Origin of the sequence: Salimicrobium flavidum (assembly GCF_900156645.1) — a bacterium.
Classification (GTDB): Bacteria; Bacillota; Bacilli; order Bacillales; family Halobacillaceae; genus Salimicrobium; species Salimicrobium flavidum.
The window spans coordinates 48,329-69,327 of the sequence record NZ_FTOC01000007.1 but is presented as its reverse complement, the minus strand read 5'-3'; the positions used below and the strand labels follow the sequence as shown (position 1 = coordinate 69,327).

Sequence of the window (20,999 nt, the reverse complement as noted above, 5' to 3'; positions counted from 1 at the left end):
ACGGCAGCAGTATGGCAAAGGTTTCAATTTTTTAATAATAAATGCTTGTACCATTTCTTTCAATAATTTCAAAAGGAGCATACCTATGGATTGGAAAGACTTATACCAGTATCAGCGTCAGCTTGATGAATTTATCGAGCAGAGCAAAAGCGTACAAAAAGAAACGATTCTCGATGATAAGACCCTCGCTTTTTATGTGGAACTTGGAGAGCTGGCAAACGAAACAAGATGCTTCAAATTCTGGAGCAATAAGCCGGCGAGTGACCGGGAGATCATCAAAGAGGAATATGTGGATGGTCTTCACTTTCTTCTTTCCCTCGGGATAGAAACCGATACTTACGTGAAGTCGGTCGATGCCAGCAAGCATTCTTCAAAGACAGAAGCTTTTCTAGCGGTTTACGGACGTTTGGAAGCGTGGAAGCGTAATCGATCAGTACAAACCTATCAGGAGCTTTTCGATTCTTATGTATCCCTTGCAAAAACCCTCGAGATTTCTGAAGAGGAAATGAAAGAAGCTTATTTGAAAAAGCATGAGGAGAATTACGAACGCCAGAACCGGGGATACTGAAAGATTTTGTTATTTTCCTGGCTTCGGTTTATAATAGATAGGGAATAATTTTTAGGAGGTTTTTAGATGTCTAAGAAAGATGAAACGCTTACAATGCTGAAAGACCTGACGGACGCACGCGGTGTCCCGGGTAACGAAAAAGAAGCGCGTGAGGTTATGGAAAAATACATAAAACCGTATGCTGATGACGTATACACAGATAACCTCGGTAGTCTGATTGCAGAGAAGCGCGGAAATAAGAAAGGTCCGAAAATTATGGTAGCTGGGCACCTGGACGAAGTAGGTTTCATGGTGACCCGCGTAGATGAGAACGGGTTCGTATATTTCCAGACGGTCGGAGGCTGGTGGAGCCAGGTCATGCTCGCTCAGCGAGTGACGATCATGACCGGCGCGGGAGATGTGACAGGAGTAATCGGCTCCAAACCTCCACACATCCTGACGGCTGAACAACGGAAGAAACCGGTCGATATCAAGGATATGTTCATCGATATCGGAGCGAGTTCCAAAGAAGAGGCAGCTGAATTCGGTGTGAAACCCGGAGATTCTGTCGTTCCATATTTTGAGTTCACTCAGATGAATAATGAAAAAATGCTTCTGGCAAAAGCATGGGATAACCGCATCGGTTGTGCAATTGCTATTGAGGTTCTCAAGCGTCTGAAAAAAGAGAGACACCCGAATGTCGTATACGGTGTAGGTACTGTGCAGGAAGAAGTAGGTTTGAGAGGCGCGAAAACATCTGCAAATCTGATCCAGCCGGATATAGCTTTCGGAGTCGATGTAGGCATCGCCGGAGATACACCTGGTGTTACTGCTAAGGACGCTCAGGCTTCCATGGGAGAAGGACCTCAGATTCTTCTTTACGATGCTTCGATGATTTCTCATAAAGGACTGCGTGACTTCGTTACAGATACAGCGGATGAGCACAAGCTCCCTTATCAATTCGATGCTTTGCCGGCAGGTGGTACGGATTCCGGCTCTATCCACTTGAGTCATGACGGGGTTCCAGCGTTGTCGATCACGGTGCCGACCCGTTATATCCACTCCCATGCTGCTATGTTACATCGGGATGATTTTGAAAACGCAGTTAATATAATTGTAGAGGTCATCAAAAAGCTCGACAGTAAAGCTGTTCAGAATCTCACTTTCAACTAAACTCAAGACCACTGGAAACAGGACCCGTTCCCTTCGCATGCGGGTCCTGTTCCTTCTGGACATGCAGACTGTGAGTCGGGTCAAATCGTAAAGAGACACTTGTTCTATGAAGGGTTGGGTGAGATTCGGTGAGGCGCGGACGTTGCTACCGTCTTTTCGGTGAACACAGCGTATTTTACCCGGCTTTCTCATAAGAAACTATGATCGTCTCGAGTAAGGGAATAGTGAGGAATAGAAATGATAACTTCCATGAAAAACCGAAAAGTAAAAGAATGGAAAAAACTTCATAAGAAAAAATACAGAGAACAGACCGGTATGTTCCTCGTAGAAGGATTTCATCTCGTGGAAGAGGTTCTCCACAGTAATTGGGAAGTGGAAGAAGTTATTCTTCTTGAGGAGACTCCTTTCCCCTTTTCCTATGAGGGAAATACAGAAACAGTCACGGATCAAGTGATGAAAGAAATTTCCCAGACGGAGGCGCCTCAAGGAATAATTGCCGTCGTGAAAAAAATCTCTTATCAGTGGGAAGAAGGGTCGCGTTTTCTGCTTCTTGACTCTATCCAGGATCCCGGGAACCTGGGTACGCTGATCCGGACAGCTGATGCTGCAGGTTTTGATGCGGTGCTGGTAGGAGAGGGAAGTGTAGATTGTTTCAATGATAAAGTATTGAGAGCGAGCCAGGGGTCTATGTTCCACCGTATGAAAGTAGTCGATGTAAGGTTGGAAGATGAAATGGAGAAGCTGAAGAGCTCCGGCTTCGCCGTATGGGGAACCGCTTTAGAAGGAGCGAAGGACTATACGGAGCTTGAATCACCTGACAAAGTCGCTCTGCTCGTAGGGAATGAAGGGAACGGAGTCCGGGAAGAGCTTCTTGCAACTGCGGATGAATTGGTGAAGATTCCTATGTACGGCGAAGCTGAATCACTGAACGTAGCTGTGGCTGCAGGTATTTTGATGTATGTGTTAAATCAATAGTTGCATTCATCCGGTATATTTCTTATAATTACTTATTAGTTATAAAGATAAAAGCTTGGATAGAGCAAAGTAAATAGTTACGGAATCGGCTTAAGGGAAGAAGCGCCAGGGACTGGGAGCGTTTCTGCCGTGGTGACTGTTGAAATTTCACTCTTGAGCTGACACCCAGGTGTCCGGATGATGATCCGTTATTCACATAAAGTGGGCACTTTAGTGTCAACAAGGGTGGTACCGCGACCATTAGCCTCGTCCCTTTTTCAGGGGGCGGGGTTTTTTGTATTTATAAGGAGGAATGGAAGATGAAGGAACGCTTAGAGGAGTTGGAGCAAGAAGCTATTCTGAAAGTGGAGAAAGCCGAAACGATCGATGCACTGAAGAATGTCCGTGTCGAATATCTTGGGAAAAAGGGTCCGATTACAGAAGTGCTTCGCGGCATGGGTAAGTTATCAAAAGAGGAACGTCCCGTGATCGGACAGCTGGCGAACGAAGTGCGGGAGAAGATTTCCGTCGCGATAGATGAAAAACAGTCGAAACTTGAAGACGAGGCACTTGAAGAACAGTTGAAGGACGAAAGCATTGATGTGACACTGCCAGGCCGCCCTGTCCAGGTCGGAGGTCCCCACTTGTTGACCTCGATCATCGAAGAAATAGAGGATTTATTCATAGGGATGGGTTTTGATATCAGAGAAGGTCCGGAAGTGGAAACCGACTATTACAATTTCGAGGCGTTGAATCTTCCGAAAGGTCATCCGGCCCGTGATATGCAGGATACATTCTATATTACCGAAGAACTGTTGATGCGCACCCATACGTCCCCTGTTCAGGCGCGGACGATGGGACAGAAAGACGGCAAGGAACCCGTAAAGATGATTTGTCCGGGTAAAGTCTATCGTCGTGATACCGACGATGCTACCCACTCCCATCAATTCACTCAAATCGAAGGGTTGCTCGTTGATGAAAACGTTCGTATGAGTGATCTGAAAGGGGTCTTGCAGACATTCGCCCATAAAATGTTCGGTGAAGAGCGGGAAATCCGACTTCGTCCGAGTTTCTTCCCTTTCACAGAACCTTCTGTAGAGATGGATATCTCCTGTAAGATGTGTGGAGGGAAAGGGTGCTCCGTATGTAAAGGAAGCGGCTGGATTGAAATTCTCGGAGCAGGCATGGTGCACCCGAATGTTCTGGAGATGTCCGGGTACGATTCGAAGAAATATTCAGGATTTGCATTCGGTATGGGACCGGAAAGAATTGCGATGTTGAAGCATGGTATTGATGATATCCGTCACTTCTATACGAATGATGTACGATTCTTAAGTCAATACCACAATGCGTAAGGAGGAATAAACGTGCTTATTTCATTAAACTGGTTAAAAGAACTCGTGGATATCAGCGGGTACAGTACAGAAGAACTTGCAGAGATCATAACGAAAACAGGTATAGAAGTAGACGGGGTATATGAACCGGAGGATTTACCTGAAAATATAATCGTGGGGAATATTCTGAGCTGCGAGCAGCATCCGAATGCGGATAAACTCTCCCTGTGTCAAGTGGATACCGGAAAGGAAACCCTCCAGATCGTCTGTGGCGCTCCGAACGTCCGGGCTGGACAGAAGGTAGCCGTAGCCAAGCCGGGGGCAGTACTCCCGGGTAATTTCGAGATCAAACAGACGGAACTCAGGGGAGAAGAGTCGAACGGAATGATCTGTTCCCTTCAGGAGCTCGGAGTAAAAGAAGAAGATGTTCCGGAAGCTTTCATTGATGGTATCTTCGTATTTCCGGACGAAACGGAAATAGGAGAAGATGCAGTGGAACTTCTGAATCTCGATGATTCTATTATTGAGCTCGATGTTACACCGAACCGGGCGGATGCGCTAAGTATGGCAGGTGTCGCTTATGAAACGGCTGCTGCTCTCGACCGGGAATATGAACTTGAAAGTCCTTCCTATGAAGAAACGAAGGAGAAAGCGAACGACTACGTTACCGTGAAAATAGAAAATGAAGAAGCGAACCCTTACTATGGAGCATTCGTCATTCAGGATGTGGAAGTGAAAGAATCTCCCCTATGGTTGAAAAACCGATTGATGGCAGCTGATACAAGACCGATCAATAACGTCGTTGACATTACGAACTATGTCCTTCTCGAATATGGTCAGCCGCTCCACGCTTTCGATTTCGATCGCTTCAACAGCGAGGAAATAGTTACCCGTTATGCTGAAGAGGGGGAGCAGATCAAAACGCTTGATGGAAAAATACGAACGCTTTCGTCACATCATCTTGTTATTACGAACGGAGAAAAAGCTCATGCAATGGCAGGTGTGATGGGCGGAGCCGAATCTGAAGTTCACGAAGGTACGACAACGCTCATTCTTGAAGCCGCTTATTTCGACCCTCGGGTAGTACGACAGGGAGCGAAAGATCATGAGTTACGAAGTGAGTCCAGTGTCCGTTTCGAAAAAGGACTTGATGTCAATCGCGTCCGTCAGGCTGGAGAACGGGCGTGTGAGCTACTGGAGAAATATGCTGGCGCCAGCATTTTAAAAGGAGTATCGGAAGAAGATCATCTGAACCGGGAAGAAACGAAAATCCGGATGGAAACACAACGACTGAATGATCGTCTTGGTACTTCCATGATTTCCGAAGACGTGAAGGAAATATTGCGTCGTCTGCAGTTCGGGTACGAAGAAAAGAAAGATGTTTTTGATGTGCAAGTACCGACCCGTCGCTTTGATATTGCGATCTTTGAAGATATGCTGGAGGAAATCGCACGTATCTACGGATATGATCGTCTTCCTTATACGCTGCCGAATAGCGCCCATCAGGCAGGAGGCTTAACCGAAGAGCAACGACTGAAGCGTGATGTGAAAACATATCTTGAAGGGGCTGGACTAAGTGAAACGATCACCTACTCCCTTACGGATAAAGTGTCCGCGGAACAAATGATCAGTCCGGAGCTGCAGGAGGAGGAACAGGGTGCGATCCGTCTCGCTATGCCTATGAGTGAGGATCACAGCCATTTACGTCTCAGTATTCTTCCTGAACTTTTGCGTACGCACCGATACAATTTAGCGAGACAGCAGCAGAATCTTGCTTATTATGAACTCGGGAAAGTATTCATCAGTGAAGATGAAGAACATCAGAAACAACCGAGAGAAATAACACGAGCGGCCGGGGCGATCTCCGGTAACTGGGTGACCCACCCCTGGCAGCAGGAAAAGAAGGAAGTGGACTTCTATGTGGTGAAGGGGATTGTAGAAGGTCTCGCTGAACGACTCGGGGTCACTTTCTCTTACATGAAAGGTGAACTTGAGGGGATGCACCCGGGACGGACGGCTCTTGTAGTGTGCGAAGATGAACCGGTAGGATTTATGGGGCAGGTCCACCCGCGCTACCAGAAAGAATGGGATCTCCGGGAAACATATGTATTTGATCTGAACCTTGATCGTCTTCTGGAGATCTATGAAAAAGAAGAAACGTTTGAACAAATTCCGAGATACCCATCTGTTTCCCGTGATATCGCGCTGGTAGTGGACGAAGAAACGTGGGCCGGAGATATTGAAGTGACGATCCTTGAAGCGGGCGCACCTCTTATCAAGCAGGTGAAAGTCTTTGACGTCTATCAGGGAGAGCATCTGGAGGACGGCAAGAAATCGTTGGCCTTTAATTTGCTTTATCAGGATCCGGAGCGGACGTTGAAAGACAAAGAAGTGGAGAAAGCTCACGGAGCTATCCTGGAACAAGTAGCAAGTCAGCATAACGCAAGTTTGAGACAATAAATGAATTTTGGTGATACAAAAATAGCACAGGAGAGGATGTTATCCTCCCTGTGCTATTTTTTTTGCTTTTTGCGTAGTCGCAAAATGCCATTTCGTTACATCCCGGAGCGCTTGCTCGCCGTATTCGTTCAATAAAGCTGCTGCTGCGCGGTCGACTTTCAAAGAGGCTCCTTTTGGTATCGTCATCCCGAATTGTTCGCTTAATTTGTTCATCTCTTTTACAAACAGAGATCGAGCGAGAATCGAGGCGGCGGCCACAGGGATTGAATAGCTTTCCGCTTTCGTCATGAAAAATGTCTCTGCTGTAAGCGAATAGCCCTCGGAACGAAGATGTTTTTTGTAGATTTCCGGTTTCGCGAATTCGTCGATCAGAATACCATCCGGTTTTATCGGCTCTATATCCTCGAGCAGTTTTGAAATCGCCTGGTGATGGAGAAGGGCTTTCATCTTCCCCTGGGACCACCCTTTTTCCTGCCACTTATTATACTTTTTATTGGATAAACGCAGCAGTCGATAAGGTATCTCCATAGCGACGATCTCCTGGGCGAGGGAGGTGATCTTTTCATCAGTCAGGTGTTTCGAGTCTTTGACTCCGATGGATTTCAGCCTTTCTATTTGGCTCCTGTCCGCATAAAGGGCGCAGACAGTGATCGGCCCGAAGTAATCACCGGTGCCGGCCTCGTCGGACCCTATGTGGGAAGAGGTAAAAAGGCTGGTGTCGGGCTGGTAGGGATGAGAAGCGGCCGATTTCTTTTCAGACGGGGGCTGTGTGTTCCACTGATCGGCTTCCTGTTCCGGCGTCTTACCCTGGAAGACGACTTTGCCGGATGTATAGGCGGTGATGGAAGCGAGAGGGGTTTTCGCCTGGAACTCTGCATATTGGGGGGGGTTGTTCAAATATTGGTTATAGTACTTTTTCATCTCCTGCATTTTTTTGGCATCGACTTTCAATACGACGGAAGGCATAAGCAACAAATTCCTTTCTTACTGTAATGTGTTCTATTATATCAGAGAGAACGCCTCATGAGCAGAAATACAGTGATTTTGCTTTCCTATTTGTTTCTCTTCATGTTAAGATATATTTTAGGATTGATAATCAGGAGGGAATGGACGTGTCCCACTCGGATCATGAAAAAAAGAAAACAACTGTTGAAATATATAACCGTTCCTACACAGTGGTAGGGGATGAGGATCCTCACCATGTTCGTGTGGTCGCCAGTCTCGTCGATCAGACGATGCGGGATATCAATGAGGCTAACCCTCGACTTGATACTGCGAAGCTTGCCGTTCTTACAGCGGTGAATACAATGAGTGATTACTTAAAACTAAAAGAGGAATGTGCGGATTTGATGAAACATATCGAAAAGTTAGAGAAAGAGGATAACCAAGGCCATGATTGATTTACTAATACTATTCATCTTATTTATCGGAATCATCAAAGGAATGAAACGCGGATTCGTCCTGCAACTCTTCCATATCGTAGGATTCATCGCTGCTTTAATAACGGCGATTCTCTACTATGATGACTTAGCTTCTAAATTGACATTATGGGTACCTTACCCAGAATTCCCGGAGAGCGAGGGCTGGGCTATTTTTATGGGGAACATGCCCCTTGAACAAGCCTTCTATAATGCTGTCGCCTTCATTCTGATATTCATGGCAGTTAAAATAGTGATCCAGATCATTGCTTCTATGCTCGATTTCGTTGCCGAACTGCCGGTTCTCAAATCGTTGAATCATCTGCTGGGTGGAGTGCTCGGTTTTGTAGAGAATTACATTGTGCTGTTCATATTCATCTATATTGCCGCTTTGACCCCACTGGTATTTCTGCAGAACAGTCTGGACAATTCATTTTTGGCCCCGCTGATCATTGAATATACACCTATCATTTCCGACCAGATTACATCGCTCTGGATGGAGCAGGTAGCAGGGTTTTTCATATAAAGATCGGGGAAGAGCCGCTGTGATTATTTTCATCATGGCGGTTTTTTTCTGTATGAAGGAGGAATCTCAATGAGTGAAATCAATAAAAAGAATGTAATCCAGTTATTGGAGAAAATAGCTGTTTACTTGGAGTTGAAAGGGGAAAACCCTTTTAAAATCTCCGCTTATACGAAAGCGGCTCAAGCGCTTGAACGTGATGAGAGAGCTTTATCTGAAATCGAGGACGTAACGAAAATGAAAGGAATCGGGAAAGGGACCGCTTCGGTGATTAAAGAGTACGTAGACACCGGGGAGTCGGAAACACTGCAGGAGTTGCAGCAGGAAGTACCCGAGGGGCTTATACCTCTGCTCGAACTTCCGGGGCTTGGTGGTAAGAAGCTTGCGAAACTGTATGATCAGCTAGGAGTGGTCGATAAAGCGACACTCCAAAAGGCGCTTGAAGAAGGAAAAGTGGAACAGCTGGAAGGGTTCGGAAAGAAATCCGCCGAAAAAATGCTCAAGGCTTTAGAAGAGCATGGTTCACGTCCGGAACGACTACCCATCGCTTTTATGCTCCCTCTCTCCAACAGGGTAAAGGAGCACCTGGATTCGATTGCATCCATCGACCGGTATTCTCTGGCTGGAAGTATGAGAAGAGTGAGGGAAACCGTCCGGGATCTGGATTTCATCATTTCCTCCGGCGATCCGGAAAATACGAGAGATGAACTTTTGAACCTCCCGGGTATAAAGGAAGTTATTGCTTCGGGGGACACGAAAGTCTCTGTTACAGTAGAAGAAAAATGGGATGTGAACATAGATTTCCGCATCGTGAAAGATAAGGAATTCGCAACGACGCTCCACCATTTTACAGGCTCAAAAGATCATAATGTTTTAATGAGACAGCTTGCAAAGAACCAGAATGAGAAAATAAGTGAATATGGAGTGGAGAATACAGAAACGGGAGAAGTACAGTCCTTCCGTACGGAAGAGGAATTTTATGCTCACTTCGGCCTCAACTTCATCCCTCCTGAAGTAAGGGAAGGAAAAGACGAGACGGATCTGTTCCGCCAACAGGTTCCGCTTGTGGCTATCGAAGATATAAAAGCCGATCTTCATATGCATACGACTTGGAGCGATGGGGCCCATTCGGTTGAAGAAATGGCGGAACGCTGCAGGGAGAAAGGGTATGAATATATAGTTATTACCGATCACTCCAAATACTTGAGAGTTGCAAACGGTCTCAATGAAACCAGGCTTCGAAAGCAGCGGGAAGAAATTCGTAAAGTGAACGAGAAATATTCTGATTTCCATATTTTCTGCGGGGTGGAAATGGATATTCTTCCGGACGGAACCCTCGATTTCAGCGATGAGTTTCTTGAAGATATGGATGTTGTCATCGCCTCGATCCACTCCAGCTTCTCTCAGCCTGAATCAGAGATAATGAAGCGGTTGAATGCGGCCCTTATGAACCGACATGTTGATATCATTGCGCACCCTACCGGTCGACTGATCGGGAAACGTGAAGGGTATGCAGTGGACATAGAGGAACTGATACAAAAAGCAAAAGAAACGAATACGGTGCTTGAACTGAATGCTAATCCGAATCGCCTGGATTTAATGGCGGACTATGTAAAGAAAGCTCAGGAGCACGGAGTGATGATCGCGATCAATACGGATGCTCATAACTTCCCTATGCTTGAAGATATGAATACCGGGGTCGGTACAGCACGTAGAGGATATATACAAAAAACGAATGTTTTGAATACGAAATCACTCGAGCAATTTAAAGAGTGGCTCAACAATAACTCACAATAAAGGGGTACTACCGCATGAATGAACGTATTTTGGGCGTCCTTGAGTATGGAAAAATCATTGAGAATCTCACTTCTTTTGCAGAGACATCACTTGGAAAAGAGGCAGCTCATAAACTGAAGCCCTCTTCAAATCTCGAAGAAGTGAAAAAACTGCAAGAGGAAACGGATGAAGCTCAGCAGATACTCAGACTGAAAGGTCATATTCCCTTAGGTGGGATTACGAACATCAAACCTCATCTGAAACGGACTTCGATCGGTGGGGTGCTGTCCGCTTCGGAGTGTCTTGACGTAGCGACTACGATTTATGGAGGAAAAGAACTGAAAAGGTACATCGAAGCGATGGAAGAACCGGAACTTCCTATCATCCGTGATATGATTGATACGATTCACCCGCTTCCTCTCCTTGAACGTCATATCAAAAACTGTATTGATGATAACGGAGTCGTCATGGACGGGGCTTCTGATGCTCTTCGCTCCATCCGCAGTAAGATCAATACTCTTGAAAGCAGACTGCGTGATAAAATGGAGTCCTATACAAAACAGCAGTCCGAGAAACTATCCGATGCCATTGTGACGATCAGGAATGAACGCTACGTATTGCCTGTGAAACAGGAGTACCGTGGTTCGATCAAAGGCATCGTCCACGATCAGTCTTCTTCCGGGGCTACGCTCTTCATAGAACCTCAGGCAGTCGTGGATATCAATAATGACCTGCAGGAGGCGCGTGTCCAGGAAAAACGGGAAATCGACAGGATTCTCGCTGAACTCTCGGAGGCGATTGAAGAGGACAGACCCATTTTATCTGAAAACGTCAAAGTCCTTGCCGGAGTCGACTTCATTTTCTCACGCGCAAAACTTGGTAGAAGTATGAAAGCAGCGATGCCTTTGATGAACAAAGAAGGGCGTATTGTGATGAAACAGGCCCGTCACCCCCTACTTTCTGATGAAGAGGTAGTTCCGAATGACGTGGAACTCGGTACAGATTTCACCTCGATCATCATCACCGGACCGAACACCGGAGGGAAAACCGTTACTTTGAAGCTGGTAGGACTTTGTACACTTATGGCTCAGTCAGGCCTTCAGGTTCCTGCGATGGATGGATGTGAGATGGCGGTTTTCGATAATGTCTACGCTGATATCGGAGACGAACAGTCGATAGAACAGAGCCTTTCGACTTTTTCCTCTCATATGACGAATATCGTGGATATTCTGGAGAAGGTGGATGACTCTTCCCTAGTTCTGTTTGATGAGCTTGGAGCAGGCACCGATCCTCAGGAGGGCGCGGCTCTTGCAATGTCGATTCTCGACGAAGTGGTGGAGAAAAATGCACGCGTGATTGCCACTACCCATTATCCCGAATTGAAAGCCTACGGCTATAATAAGGAGAATGTGACCAACGCCTCCGTTGAATTCGATATCGAAACACTGCAGCCGACGTACCGATTGCTGATTGGAGTGCCCGGGAGAAGTAACGCTTTTGAAATCTCCAGGCGGCTCGGCCTGCGGGAACACGTGATCAGTGCTGCGAAGGAAAGGGTAGGGGTCGATTCAGAGAGTGTAGAATCTATGATTGCGTCCCTTGATGAAGCAAGAAGAGAAGCGGAAGCGGACTATGAAAAAGCGGAAGATGTGAGACAGGAAGCAGAGCAGGTATATAAGGAATTACGCGAACAATGGAAGCAGTTCGAAGACCGGAAAGAGAAACTTTATCAACGTGCCGAGGATAAAGCGAAACAGTCGGTAGAGAAAGCCAGACAGGAAGCTCAGGATATCGTAGATGAATTGAAGAAAATGAAGAGCTCCGCTGAACTGAAAGATCACGAATGGATTGAAGCTAAGAAAATGCTGGATGAAGCTGAACCCGAGCTTGTCGAGAAGAAGCCTGAGCGGAAGCAGACGGATGAAACGAGAGACCTGCAGGTAAATGATGAGGTGAAAGTCCTGACGTTCAACCAGCAAGGGGTCGTCGTAGAAAAGATTAGTGAAAAAGAATATCTGGTACAGGTAGGTTCGATGAAAATCAAGGCGAAGCGCAAAGATCTTGAATTCATTAAAGCACCGAAGCCTAAGCAGGAGAAGCCGCTTTCTACTGTGAAAGGGCGCTCTTCACACGTGAAGCCCGAGCTCGATCTCCGGGGTGAGCGCTATGATGAGGCTCTGCATCAATTGGAAAAATATCTCGATGATGCTCTTCTGGCCGGTTATCCGCAAGTCTCGATCATTCACGGCAAAGGAACCGGGGCTCTTCGTCAAGGTGTACAGGCGCTTGCGAAGAGACATTCAAAAATAAACGCTGCCAGAGCAGGTGGTATGAAAGAAGGAGGAAGCGGAGTAACGATTCTCGAGCTCAAGTAATCACAGGAAAGGAGGGGGAATATGAACGATTTTTGGGAAATAGCCATCGTAGACACGGCAGCTACATATAGCGTCGTCGTTCTATGTATGATCGTGTTCCTCACCGTTTTTGAAATGGTGACCAAGTATGATAACTGGAAAGAAATTAAAAAGGGGAATACCGCCGTAGCTATGGCTACTGGAGGGAAAATGTTCGGTATCTCCAACATCTTCCGTTTTTCTATTGAGCATAATGATACACTGTTCCAAACAATCGGATGGGGTGTTTTTGGATTCGTACTTCTGTTGATCGGGTATTTCATGTTCGAATTCTTGACCCCTTCTTTCCGAATTGATGAAGAGATTGAACGCGGGAATCGGGCGGTTGGACTTCTTTCTCTGATCATCTCTGCAGGGTTGTCCTATGTTATAGGCGCCACTATCATTTAGGCTCTGTTCCGACGGATGGTTGATTTTAGCACGAAAAGGAGATGTTTGGCTGCACGGGCATAAACTGACAGATACAGGAAACCAACTATATGGAATTTACTGTAATTCTGCAAACATGACCCCGGCGAGCATCCTTCTGGATTATACGGAAATCAATTATGAACGGTAACAGAGCCATTTTTTAAGGAGAGACTGGCATTGCGCACATTAGCTATTATATTGATGATCGTGGCTGTCCTGTTCTTTATTGCAGGCGTCATTTTTCTGTTGTAAGCGTTTGGAACACATGGAGTAGGGTAGCTTTAAACCTTTACCTTCAAATCGTGTACCATGAGTAGTAATAGAAGAAAAACACGGAGTTTTTGTGGGAACAGATCGTCCCTGCGGATAGCGACGTGTTTTTTTGACTATGATTTTACGATCAGAAGCAACTTTTGTCCCTGTCATTTTTGATCGCCAATATATTTCAGCTGAGTAACTACCATTTTCATAGGTGTTTAGTCCTTTGAAGAGACGATGGTTATTTAATTATTTGAAAAATTATTCATTTTTTCTAGTCCAGCCGTTATAATGTAAGTAACTCACTTAAAGGAGGGGAAGGAATGACCCAGACAGAAAAGCTGTGGCATCAACATTACCCGAAAGAGATTGAAGTCGAAAAAGAATATGAAGAGAGACCGTTGCATGATTATCTGAAAGAAAGCGCTACTGTTTACGAAAAAAAGAAAGCGCTTTATTTTTTAGGTAAAGAAATGACTTACAAGGAAGTATATGAAGAGGCTTGTCATTTGGCCGGTTACTTACAGGAAAACGGATTGAAAAAAGGAGACCGTGTCTCCATTATGCTTCCGAACTGTCCGCAGTCTGTCATCAGTTACTATGCCGTGCTTATGGCAGGGGGGATTGTCGTGCAAACAAACCCGCTTTATACAGAGCGGGAACTTCAGTATCAGCTCAAAGACTCAGGAGCCAAGATGATCATTTGCTTGGATGTGCTGTATCCGAAGGCTGCATCCGTAAAACCGGACACGGATCTTGAACACATTTTAGTTACCGGGATCAAGGATTATCTGCCTTTTCCGAAAAGTACGCTTTACCCGTTTGTGCAGAAGAAAGAGTATAAGATGATCGTGAGACCTGAACATGGCAAGGACACTCATCTATGGAGGAAGATTTTCAAATCAGAAGTCCCGGCCGTGGTCGAAGTTCCTATAGATGCCAAAAATGATTTGGCATTACTCCAATATACAGGAGGCACTACAGGTTATCCGAAAGGGGTCATGCTCACTCATTACAACCTGGTCGCGAATACACAGATGTCTGTAGATTGGATGTACAAATGTAAAAAAGGAGAAGAAGTGACGCTCGGGATGCTTCCGTTTTTCCATGTGTATGGTATGACTGCAGTTATGAACTTATCCATTATGATGGGATCCAAGATGCTTCTCATACCGAAGTTTGAGGTGGAAGATGTTCTGAAGACGATCGATAAACAGCGTCCGACCCTCTTCCCGGGAGCACCGACCATCTACATCGGGTTACTGAATCATCCGAACATCCACAAGTATGATCTGTCTTCGATCGAAGCGTGTATCAGCGGCTCAGCTCCGCTACCTGTAGAAGTGATGGAACAATTCGAACAGGTGACAGGAGGTAAACTTGTAGAGGGGTATGGCCTGACGGAAACATCTCCGGTTACACACTCCAACCTGTTATGGGGAAAAAGGGTGCCTGGAAGTATAGGAATCCCTTGGCCTAATACAGATGCGAAGATCATCGAACTGTCCGGAGAAGGAGATGCAGAAACGGGAGCGATTGGAGAAATTGCTGTAAAGGGACCTCAGGTGATGAAAGGATACTGGAATAAACCTGAAGAGACAGAAGAAGTCCTGAGTCCGGACGGCTGGTTCAAAACAGGAGATATCGGCTATATGGATGATGAGGGTTATTTCTATATCGTAGACAGGAAGAAAGATATGATCATAGCCGGAGGGTACAATATTTACCCGAGGGAAGTGGAAGAGATTCTATATGAACATAGTGATATCCAGGAAGCTGTCGTCGTAGGTGTGCCTGATCCTTACAGAGGAGAAACGGTGAAAGTTTTCGTCGTTCGTAAGGAGAACAGTACTCTTACGGAAGAAGAATTGGATGCTTTCTGCAAAAAGAATATCGCTGTCTATAAAGTACCTAAGCTGTATGAATTCAGGGATGAACTGCCGAAGACGGCTGTCGGTAAAATTCTTCGCAGGAACCTTGTGGAAGAAGAGAAAGAAAAGCTGAGTACACACAGTTGACAGAATGACTGTGTGTAAGTAGAATGAGAGATGAATGATGATTCATTCACTATTTCAAAAGGCAGGAGAACAGACCATGAAACACGATAAACCAAAATATAAACAAATCATTGATGCCGCTGTTGAAGTCATTGCCGAAAATGGATATCATTCATCTCAAGTTTCTAAAATAGCTAAACGGGCAGGAGTAGCAGATGGAACAATCTATCTTTATTTCAAAAACAAAGAAGATATTCTCGTCTCCCTTTTTCAAGAGAAGATGGGGCAATTCATAGAGAGGATCCAGAATGCAACGACCTCCAGACAGACCCCTTCCGAGAAATTATTCACACTGATCGAAAAACATTTCGAACAGCTATCTGAAGACTACCATCTTGCGGTAGTCACCCAGCTGGAGCTCCGACAGTCGAATAAAGAACTGAGACTGAAGATCAATTCTGTATTGAAAAAATACTTAGACGTCATCGACGAAATCGTCGAAGAAGGAATAAGGGAAGAAGTCTTCCGCGAAAACATAAACAGAAAACTGGTTCGTCAGATGATCTTCGGAACAATAGATGAAGTAGTCACGAACTGGGTAATGAAAGAGCAGCATTACGACATAAACAATCAGGCGAAGGAAGTACATGCGTTGGTTGTGGAAGGATTGCTCAAACGTTAAAAGCAGGGAGAGATTTTATGGAAACGTTAACGTACGAAGTGAACGACCGGGTTGCTGAAATTACGATCGAGAGCCCTCTGGCAAATGCTCTCTCAAGCACGATCTTGACAGAGTTGAATGAGATTTTGAATGAACTGGAGGCCGAAGCCTCTCTTAAAGCTGTCATTTTGAAGGGGGAAGGGAAGTTCTTTTCCGCCGGAGCTGATATCAAGGAATTCACTGAATTCCAGGGCGGAAAAGAAAATATGGCTTTTAAGGGTCAAGCGGTTTTCGATCGCATTGAACAATTCCATGCCCCTTTCATAGCAGCGATCCACGGTGCGGCCCTTGGGGGAGGGCTGGAACTGGCGATGGCCTGTCACATGAGATTTGTGACTAAAAAAGCCAAAATTGGTCTGCCGGAACTAGGACTCGGCATTATTCCCGGATTCGGTGGAACGCAGCGTCTTCCGAGATATGTAGGAGATGCAAAGGCTTATGAAATGATCCTGACGGCAGAACCGGTTGAAGGGGAAGAAGCTGCGGCGATCGGACTGGCCAATCAGGCTGTGGAAGAAGAAGAACTTCTCGATCATGTTCGGAGAATAGCTGCTTCGATCGCTTCGAAGAGCAAACCTTCGATCGAACACGTGCTGAGACTTGTCCCGAATGTGTATGAGTCCACCCTGAATGCAGGGCTCAAGGATGAGGCGGCCCGTTTTGAAGAAGTGTTCAGGACTGAAGATGCGTCTGAAGGCATCAAAGCCTTTATTGAAAAAAGAAAACCGGAATTCCGGGATAAATAGAAACAGGAGGGAACTGCAATGAATATTTACGTATTGCTGAAAAGAACCTTTGATACAGAAGAGAAAATATCCATCAGTAATGGAAAAATAGAAGATGACGGTGCTGAATATATCATCAATCCATATGATGAGTATGCTGTGGAAGAAGCTATCAATCTGAGAGACGCCCACGGCGGTGAGGTTACGGTAGTAACTGTTGGAGAAGAGGATGCCGAGAAACAGCTCCGCACGGCTCTCGCCATGGGAGCTGACAAAAGCGTACTGATCAACACGGAGGATGATCTTGAAGAAGGAGATCAGTTCACTACGGTTCGTATTCTGGAAGCATATTTCAAAGAAAATGAACCGGATATCATTCTAGCAGGTAACGTCGCTATTGACGAAGCCAGCGGGCAAGTAGGGCCACGACTGGCTGAGAGGCTCGATATACCTTTTGTCACTACAATTACTGACATATCGATTGAAGGCGACACTGTAAGTATTGAACGGGATGTAGAAGGGGATGTCGAGAAGGTGGAAACGTCACTTCCACTTCTGGTCACATGTCAACAGGGGCTGAACGAACCTAGGTATCCATCTCTTCCGGGAATTATGAAAGCGAAGAAGAAACCATTGGAAGAACTTGAGATTGATGATCTCGATCTTGAAGAAGAGGATGTAGAAACGAAAACGAGGACACTTGAAATCTTTCTTCCTCCTGAAAAACAGGCAGGAAAGATACTCGAAGGAGACGCAGACGAGCAGGTAAAAGAACTCGTAGGTCTTCTGAAAAACGAATCCAAAGTACTGTAAAGATGTATAGGAAAGGAGAAGGGTGAAAAATGAGTAAAAATATATTAGTGATTGCAGAAGCAAAAGACGGGGAACTGAGAAACGTTTCTTTCGAAGCAATAGCCCTGGGTAAAAAACTTAGTGAAGGCGGGGAAGTCATCGCGACGATCTGTGGAGATGGAAACCTTGAGAACTATGGGGAAGAACTTATTCAATATGGGGCGGACCGTGTAGTCACTGCTGTGAACCCTGAATTGAAAACGTATACACCGGATGGATTCACTCAAGCTTATAAGGCGGTTATAGACCAGGAAAACCCGGATGGTATTGTAATGGGACATACATCCATCGGGAAAGATGTCACTCCTAAACTCGCCAGCCAGCTTGAAACTGGGTTGATCTCTGATGTAACGGAGGCGGAAGAAGGCGATGATGGCTTCGTATTTACCCGTCCAATTTACTCCGGCAAAGCCTTCGAGAAGAAAATAGTGACCGAAGGACTCACCTTCGTAACTATTCGTCCGAATAACATCGCTTCTCTTGAAAAAGATGGAAGCAGGAGTGGGGATATTTCGTCCATAGACGTGGATGTACAGAATATCCGGACTATTATCAAAGAAGTCATCCGTAAGACTTCAGAGGGAGTGGACCTTTCTGAAGCGAAAGTGATTGTAGCGGGCGGTCGTGCTGTAAAAAGTTCTGAAGGATTCGAGCCTCTTCAGGAGCTTGCAGACGAACTTGGCGGCGCGGTAGGTGCTTCCCGTGCGGCATGCGATGCCGGGTATTGCGACTACTCTCTTCAAATAGGTCAGACAGGAAAGGTCGTTACACCGGACTTGTACATCGCTTGTGGAATTTCCGGAGCTATCCAGCACTTAGCGGGGATGTCGAACTCGAAAGTGATCGTTGCCATCAACAAAGATCCGGAAGCGACTATTTTCAACATTGCTGATTATGGACTCGTCGGGGATATATTTGAAATAGTCCCTAAACTGACTGAAGAAATCAGAAATATGAAAGTGAATTCATAGTAGTGTGCCGGGAGGTTACTTCCGGCATTTTCCTTTGGGAAGTTTGAGCTCCGGAAGCTTCCACCCGTAGAACGAAAATCAACAATGAACAATAACAGAGAGTTCTTTTTAAACAAATTATTAGTCACGTATCATAGTGAATGATATACTCAATACAAACATAAGTTGATAGGAGGAATTATTAATGGCAACTGTAACAGCAACAGATCAGAACTTTGAACAAGAAACGAACGAGGGGCTCGTACTGGTAGACTTCTGGGCTCCATGGTGTGGCCCTTGTAAAATGGTGGCTCCTGTACTTGAAGAAATCGATGAAGAGATGAACGATGAGATAAAAATCGCAAAACTTAACGTCGACGAAAACCAGGAAACAGCAAGCAAATACGGGGTCATGAGTATTCCGACAATGCTACTGTTCAAGAATGGTGAAGTTGTCGATCAGGTTGTCGGCTTCCAACCGAAAGAGCAGCTCACAGAAGTTATCAACAAACACGCATAAATCATATAGGCCATGCTGTTCAACGCAGCATGGCTTTTTTTGACGATTAATGCATAGACGCATTCAAATAAAAAATGGAGTGAATGGAATGAACCATGCGATCAAAGAAAAATTAGCTGTTCTTCCTGATCAGCCTGGTTGCTACCTGATGAAAGACAGGCATGGAACCATTATCTATGTCGGTAAATCGAAAGTGTTGAGAAATCGTGTACGTTCTTATTTTACCGGGGCACACGATGGAAAAACGCAACGACTGGTCAGTGAAATTACAGATTTCGAATACATTGTGACCACTTCTGAAATCGAAGCTCTCATCCTTGAGATGAATTTGATTAAAAAACATGATCCTAAATATAATGTATTGCTGAAAGATGATAAGACGTATCCGTATTTGAAGATCACAGCTGAAGACCATCCCCGGCTGATTGTTACGAGAAATCTGAAAAAAGATAAGGGGAAGTATTTCGGTCCTTACCCTAACGTCGTATCTGCCAGGGAAACGAAGAAATTATTGGACCGCTTATATCCATTGCGGAAGTGCAATACGATGCCGGATAGGGTGTGTCTTTACTATCATATGCACCAGTGTCTCGGACCTTGCGAATTTCCTGTTTCCAAAGAGCAGAACAGGGAAATCGTCCAGCAGATCACCTCCTTTTTGAATGGAGGACACGGAGAAATCAAAAAAGACTTAAAGAGCAAAATGTATGAAGCCTCCGAAAAAATGGATTTCGAACGTGCGAAAGAATTACGGGATCAGGTGACTCATATCGAGTCCGTAATGGAACAACAGAAAATGACGATGAACGATCAGGTGAACCGTGATGTTTTCGCCTATGCGTATGACAAGGGCTGGATGTGTGTGCAGGTCTTTTTCGTGCGTCAGGGGAAATTGATCGAAAGAGATGTTTCCGTGTTTCCGTTTTTCGACGATCCCGAAGAAACATTCCTTTCATCTATCGCCAGTTTCTATCTTCACCAGAATCATCTTTATCCTAAACAGGTTCTCGTACCTCTTGGCACAAACACGAAGGTTTTGGAAGGCGCTATCGACACTGAGGTCAGTGTCCCTATGAGAGGTAGAAAAAAAGAACTCGTGGAACTTGCTGAAAAGAACGCAGAAATCGCGATTCAGGAGAAGTTCGCTTTGATTGAAAGAGATGAAGAACGTACTGTGAAAGCAGTCGATGCTCTCGGGGAAGCTATGAATATAGCGGCTCCTCTCCGGATCGAAGCGTTCGATAACTCTAATATACAGGGGACCGATCCCGTTTCTGCGATGGTGACCTTTGTAGATGGGAAGCCGAGCAAGAAAGACTACCGTAAGTTCAAAGTGAAAGATGTGACTGGTCCAGATGATTATGAAACGATGCGTGAAGTTGTCAGAAGAAGGTATACAAGAGTGTTGAAGGAAGAGAAACCTCTCCCTGATCTTATACTTATTGATGGAGGGAAAGGACAGATCTCATCGGCGAAAGATGTATTGGAAAATGAGCTTGGTCTTGACATCCCAATGGCGGGCCTTGCCAAAGACGAAAAGCACAAAACCAGTGAGTTGCTTTATGGAGATCCTCCTTCTCCTGTGGATCTCGATAGAAATTCTCAAGCCTTTTATCTCGTGCAGCGGATTCAGGATGAAGTCCACAGATTCGCTATTTCTTTTCACCGCCAACTTCGTGGAAAAGGAGCTTTGCAATCCGAGCTCGATGATATACCCGGAGTGGGAGAGAAAAGGAGAAAGCTGCTTTTGAAGCACTTCAAATCTATTAGTGCGATAAGAGAGGCTGATATTAATGAAATAGTGAAATTAGGGGTTCCTGAACCGGTGGCGCGCACCGTACAGATCAATTTGAACAGCAACGAAGAAGAACCGGCAGAGGAATAGTCCGCCGGTTCTTCTTTGTACTTATTAAAATTGTTTATCATCCTATGTCGGAAAATAGAACCGTTTGTTACCCTTGGCAGA

18 protein-coding genes and 1 other annotated feature are annotated in these 20,999 nt (G+C 45.4%); of the genes, 17 read left to right on the top strand and 1 reads right to left on the bottom strand.

Annotated features, from left to right (window positions below):
• Positions 1–85 precede the first annotated feature (85 nt).
• From BW944_RS10420 to pheT, 5 genes are all read left to right on the top strand, one after another.
• Positions 86–568 carry a dUTP diphosphatase gene (locus BW944_RS10420; protein WP_076559419.1) on the top strand — a complete coding sequence of 161 codons (483 nt, stop codon included), beginning with the start codon at positions 86–88 and terminating at the stop codon, positions 566–568.
• 66 nt (positions 569–634) lie between these two features.
• Complete coding sequence (locus BW944_RS10415) at positions 635–1,720, top strand: M42 family metallopeptidase (protein ID WP_076559417.1); 1,086 nt, start codon at positions 635–637, stop codon at positions 1,718–1,720.
• A 249-nt stretch (positions 1,721–1,969) separates the two neighbouring features.
• Positions 1,970–2,695, top strand: coding sequence for a TrmH family RNA methyltransferase (locus BW944_RS10410; protein WP_327291129.1), 726 nt, complete (start codon positions 1,970–1,972; stop codon positions 2,693–2,695).
• Between the two features lie 47 nt (positions 2,696–2,742).
• Positions 2,743–2,952: a binding site (T-box leader), on the top strand.
• 42 nt (positions 2,953–2,994) lie between these two features.
• Positions 2,995–4,029, top strand: coding sequence for a phenylalanine--tRNA ligase subunit alpha (gene pheS, locus BW944_RS10405; protein ID WP_076559414.1), 1,035 nt, complete (start codon positions 2,995–2,997; stop codon positions 4,027–4,029).
• A 12-nt stretch (positions 4,030–4,041) separates the two neighbouring features.
• Positions 4,042–6,468 carry a phenylalanine--tRNA ligase subunit beta gene (pheT, locus tag BW944_RS10400; protein ID WP_076559412.1) on the top strand — a complete coding sequence of 809 codons (2,427 nt, stop codon included), beginning with the start codon at positions 4,042–4,044 and terminating at the stop codon, positions 6,466–6,468.
• Between the two features lie 39 nt (positions 6,469–6,507).
• Here the strand turns inward: pheT and rnhC are convergent, their stop codons facing one another.
• The gene (gene rnhC / locus BW944_RS10395) at positions 6,508–7,434 is read right to left on the bottom strand and encodes a ribonuclease HIII (protein WP_076559411.1); all 927 of its coding nucleotides are present in this window, start codon (positions 7,432–7,434) and stop codon (positions 6,508–6,510) included.
• 140 nt (positions 7,435–7,574) lie between these two features.
• Between rnhC and zapA the strand changes: the two genes are divergently transcribed.
• The 12 genes from zapA (at position 7,575) to uvrC (ending at position 20,918) form a co-directional block, all read left to right on the top strand.
• Complete coding sequence (gene zapA / locus BW944_RS10390) at positions 7,575–7,868, top strand: cell division protein ZapA (protein WP_076559409.1); 294 nt, start codon at positions 7,575–7,577, stop codon at positions 7,866–7,868.
• A complete protein-coding gene (locus tag BW944_RS10385) occupies positions 7,861–8,412 on the top strand; it encodes a CvpA family protein (RefSeq protein WP_076559407.1) in 552 nt (183 codons plus the stop codon). Before zapA ends, BW944_RS10385 begins: the two co-directional genes overlap by 8 nt.
• Positions 8,413–8,481: 69 nt before the next feature.
• The gene (gene polX, locus BW944_RS10380) at positions 8,482–10,206 is read left to right on the top strand and encodes a DNA polymerase/3'-5' exonuclease PolX (RefSeq protein WP_076559406.1); all 1,725 of its coding nucleotides are present in this window, start codon (positions 8,482–8,484) and stop codon (positions 10,204–10,206) included.
• A gap of 14 nt (positions 10,207–10,220) precedes the next feature.
• Positions 10,221–12,560: an endonuclease MutS2 gene (locus BW944_RS10375; RefSeq protein WP_076559404.1), complete on the top strand. Its 2,340-nt coding sequence runs from the start codon at positions 10,221–10,223 to the stop codon at positions 12,558–12,560.
• 21 nt (positions 12,561–12,581) lie between these two features.
• The gene (locus BW944_RS10370) at positions 12,582–12,989 is read left to right on the top strand and encodes a DUF350 domain-containing protein (protein WP_076559402.1); all 408 of its coding nucleotides are present in this window, start codon (positions 12,582–12,584) and stop codon (positions 12,987–12,989) included.
• Positions 12,990–13,591: 602 nt separating this feature from the next.
• Positions 13,592–15,286 carry a long-chain-fatty-acid--CoA ligase gene (locus BW944_RS10365; RefSeq protein ID WP_076559400.1) on the top strand — a complete coding sequence of 565 codons (1,695 nt, stop codon included), beginning with the start codon at positions 13,592–13,594 and terminating at the stop codon, positions 15,284–15,286.
• A gap of 76 nt (positions 15,287–15,362) precedes the next feature.
• Entirely contained in the window at positions 15,363–15,947 is a 585-nt protein-coding gene (locus BW944_RS10360) for a TetR/AcrR family transcriptional regulator (protein WP_076559399.1), read from the top strand.
• A gap of 17 nt (positions 15,948–15,964) precedes the next feature.
• Positions 15,965–16,732, top strand: a complete 768-nt coding sequence (locus BW944_RS10355) for an enoyl-CoA hydratase (protein WP_076559397.1) — start codon at positions 15,965–15,967, stop codon at positions 16,730–16,732.
• Positions 16,733–16,750: 18 nt separating this feature from the next.
• Positions 16,751–17,524, top strand: coding sequence for an electron transfer flavoprotein subunit beta/FixA family protein (locus tag BW944_RS10350; protein ID WP_076559395.1), 774 nt, complete (start codon positions 16,751–16,753; stop codon positions 17,522–17,524).
• Positions 17,525–17,553: 29 nt separating this feature from the next.
• Positions 17,554–18,534, top strand: a complete 981-nt coding sequence (locus BW944_RS10345) for an electron transfer flavoprotein subunit alpha/FixB family protein (protein WP_076559393.1) — start codon at positions 17,554–17,556, stop codon at positions 18,532–18,534.
• Between the two features lie 184 nt (positions 18,535–18,718).
• Positions 18,719–19,033, top strand: a complete 315-nt coding sequence (gene trxA / locus BW944_RS10340; protein ID WP_076559391.1) for a thioredoxin — start codon at positions 18,719–18,721, stop codon at positions 19,031–19,033.
• Between the two features lie 88 nt (positions 19,034–19,121).
• On the top strand, positions 19,122–20,918 hold the full coding sequence (gene uvrC / locus BW944_RS10335) for an excinuclease ABC subunit UvrC (protein WP_076559389.1): 1,797 nt from the start codon (positions 19,122–19,124) through the stop codon (positions 20,916–20,918).
• Positions 20,919–20,999 lie beyond the last annotated feature (81 nt).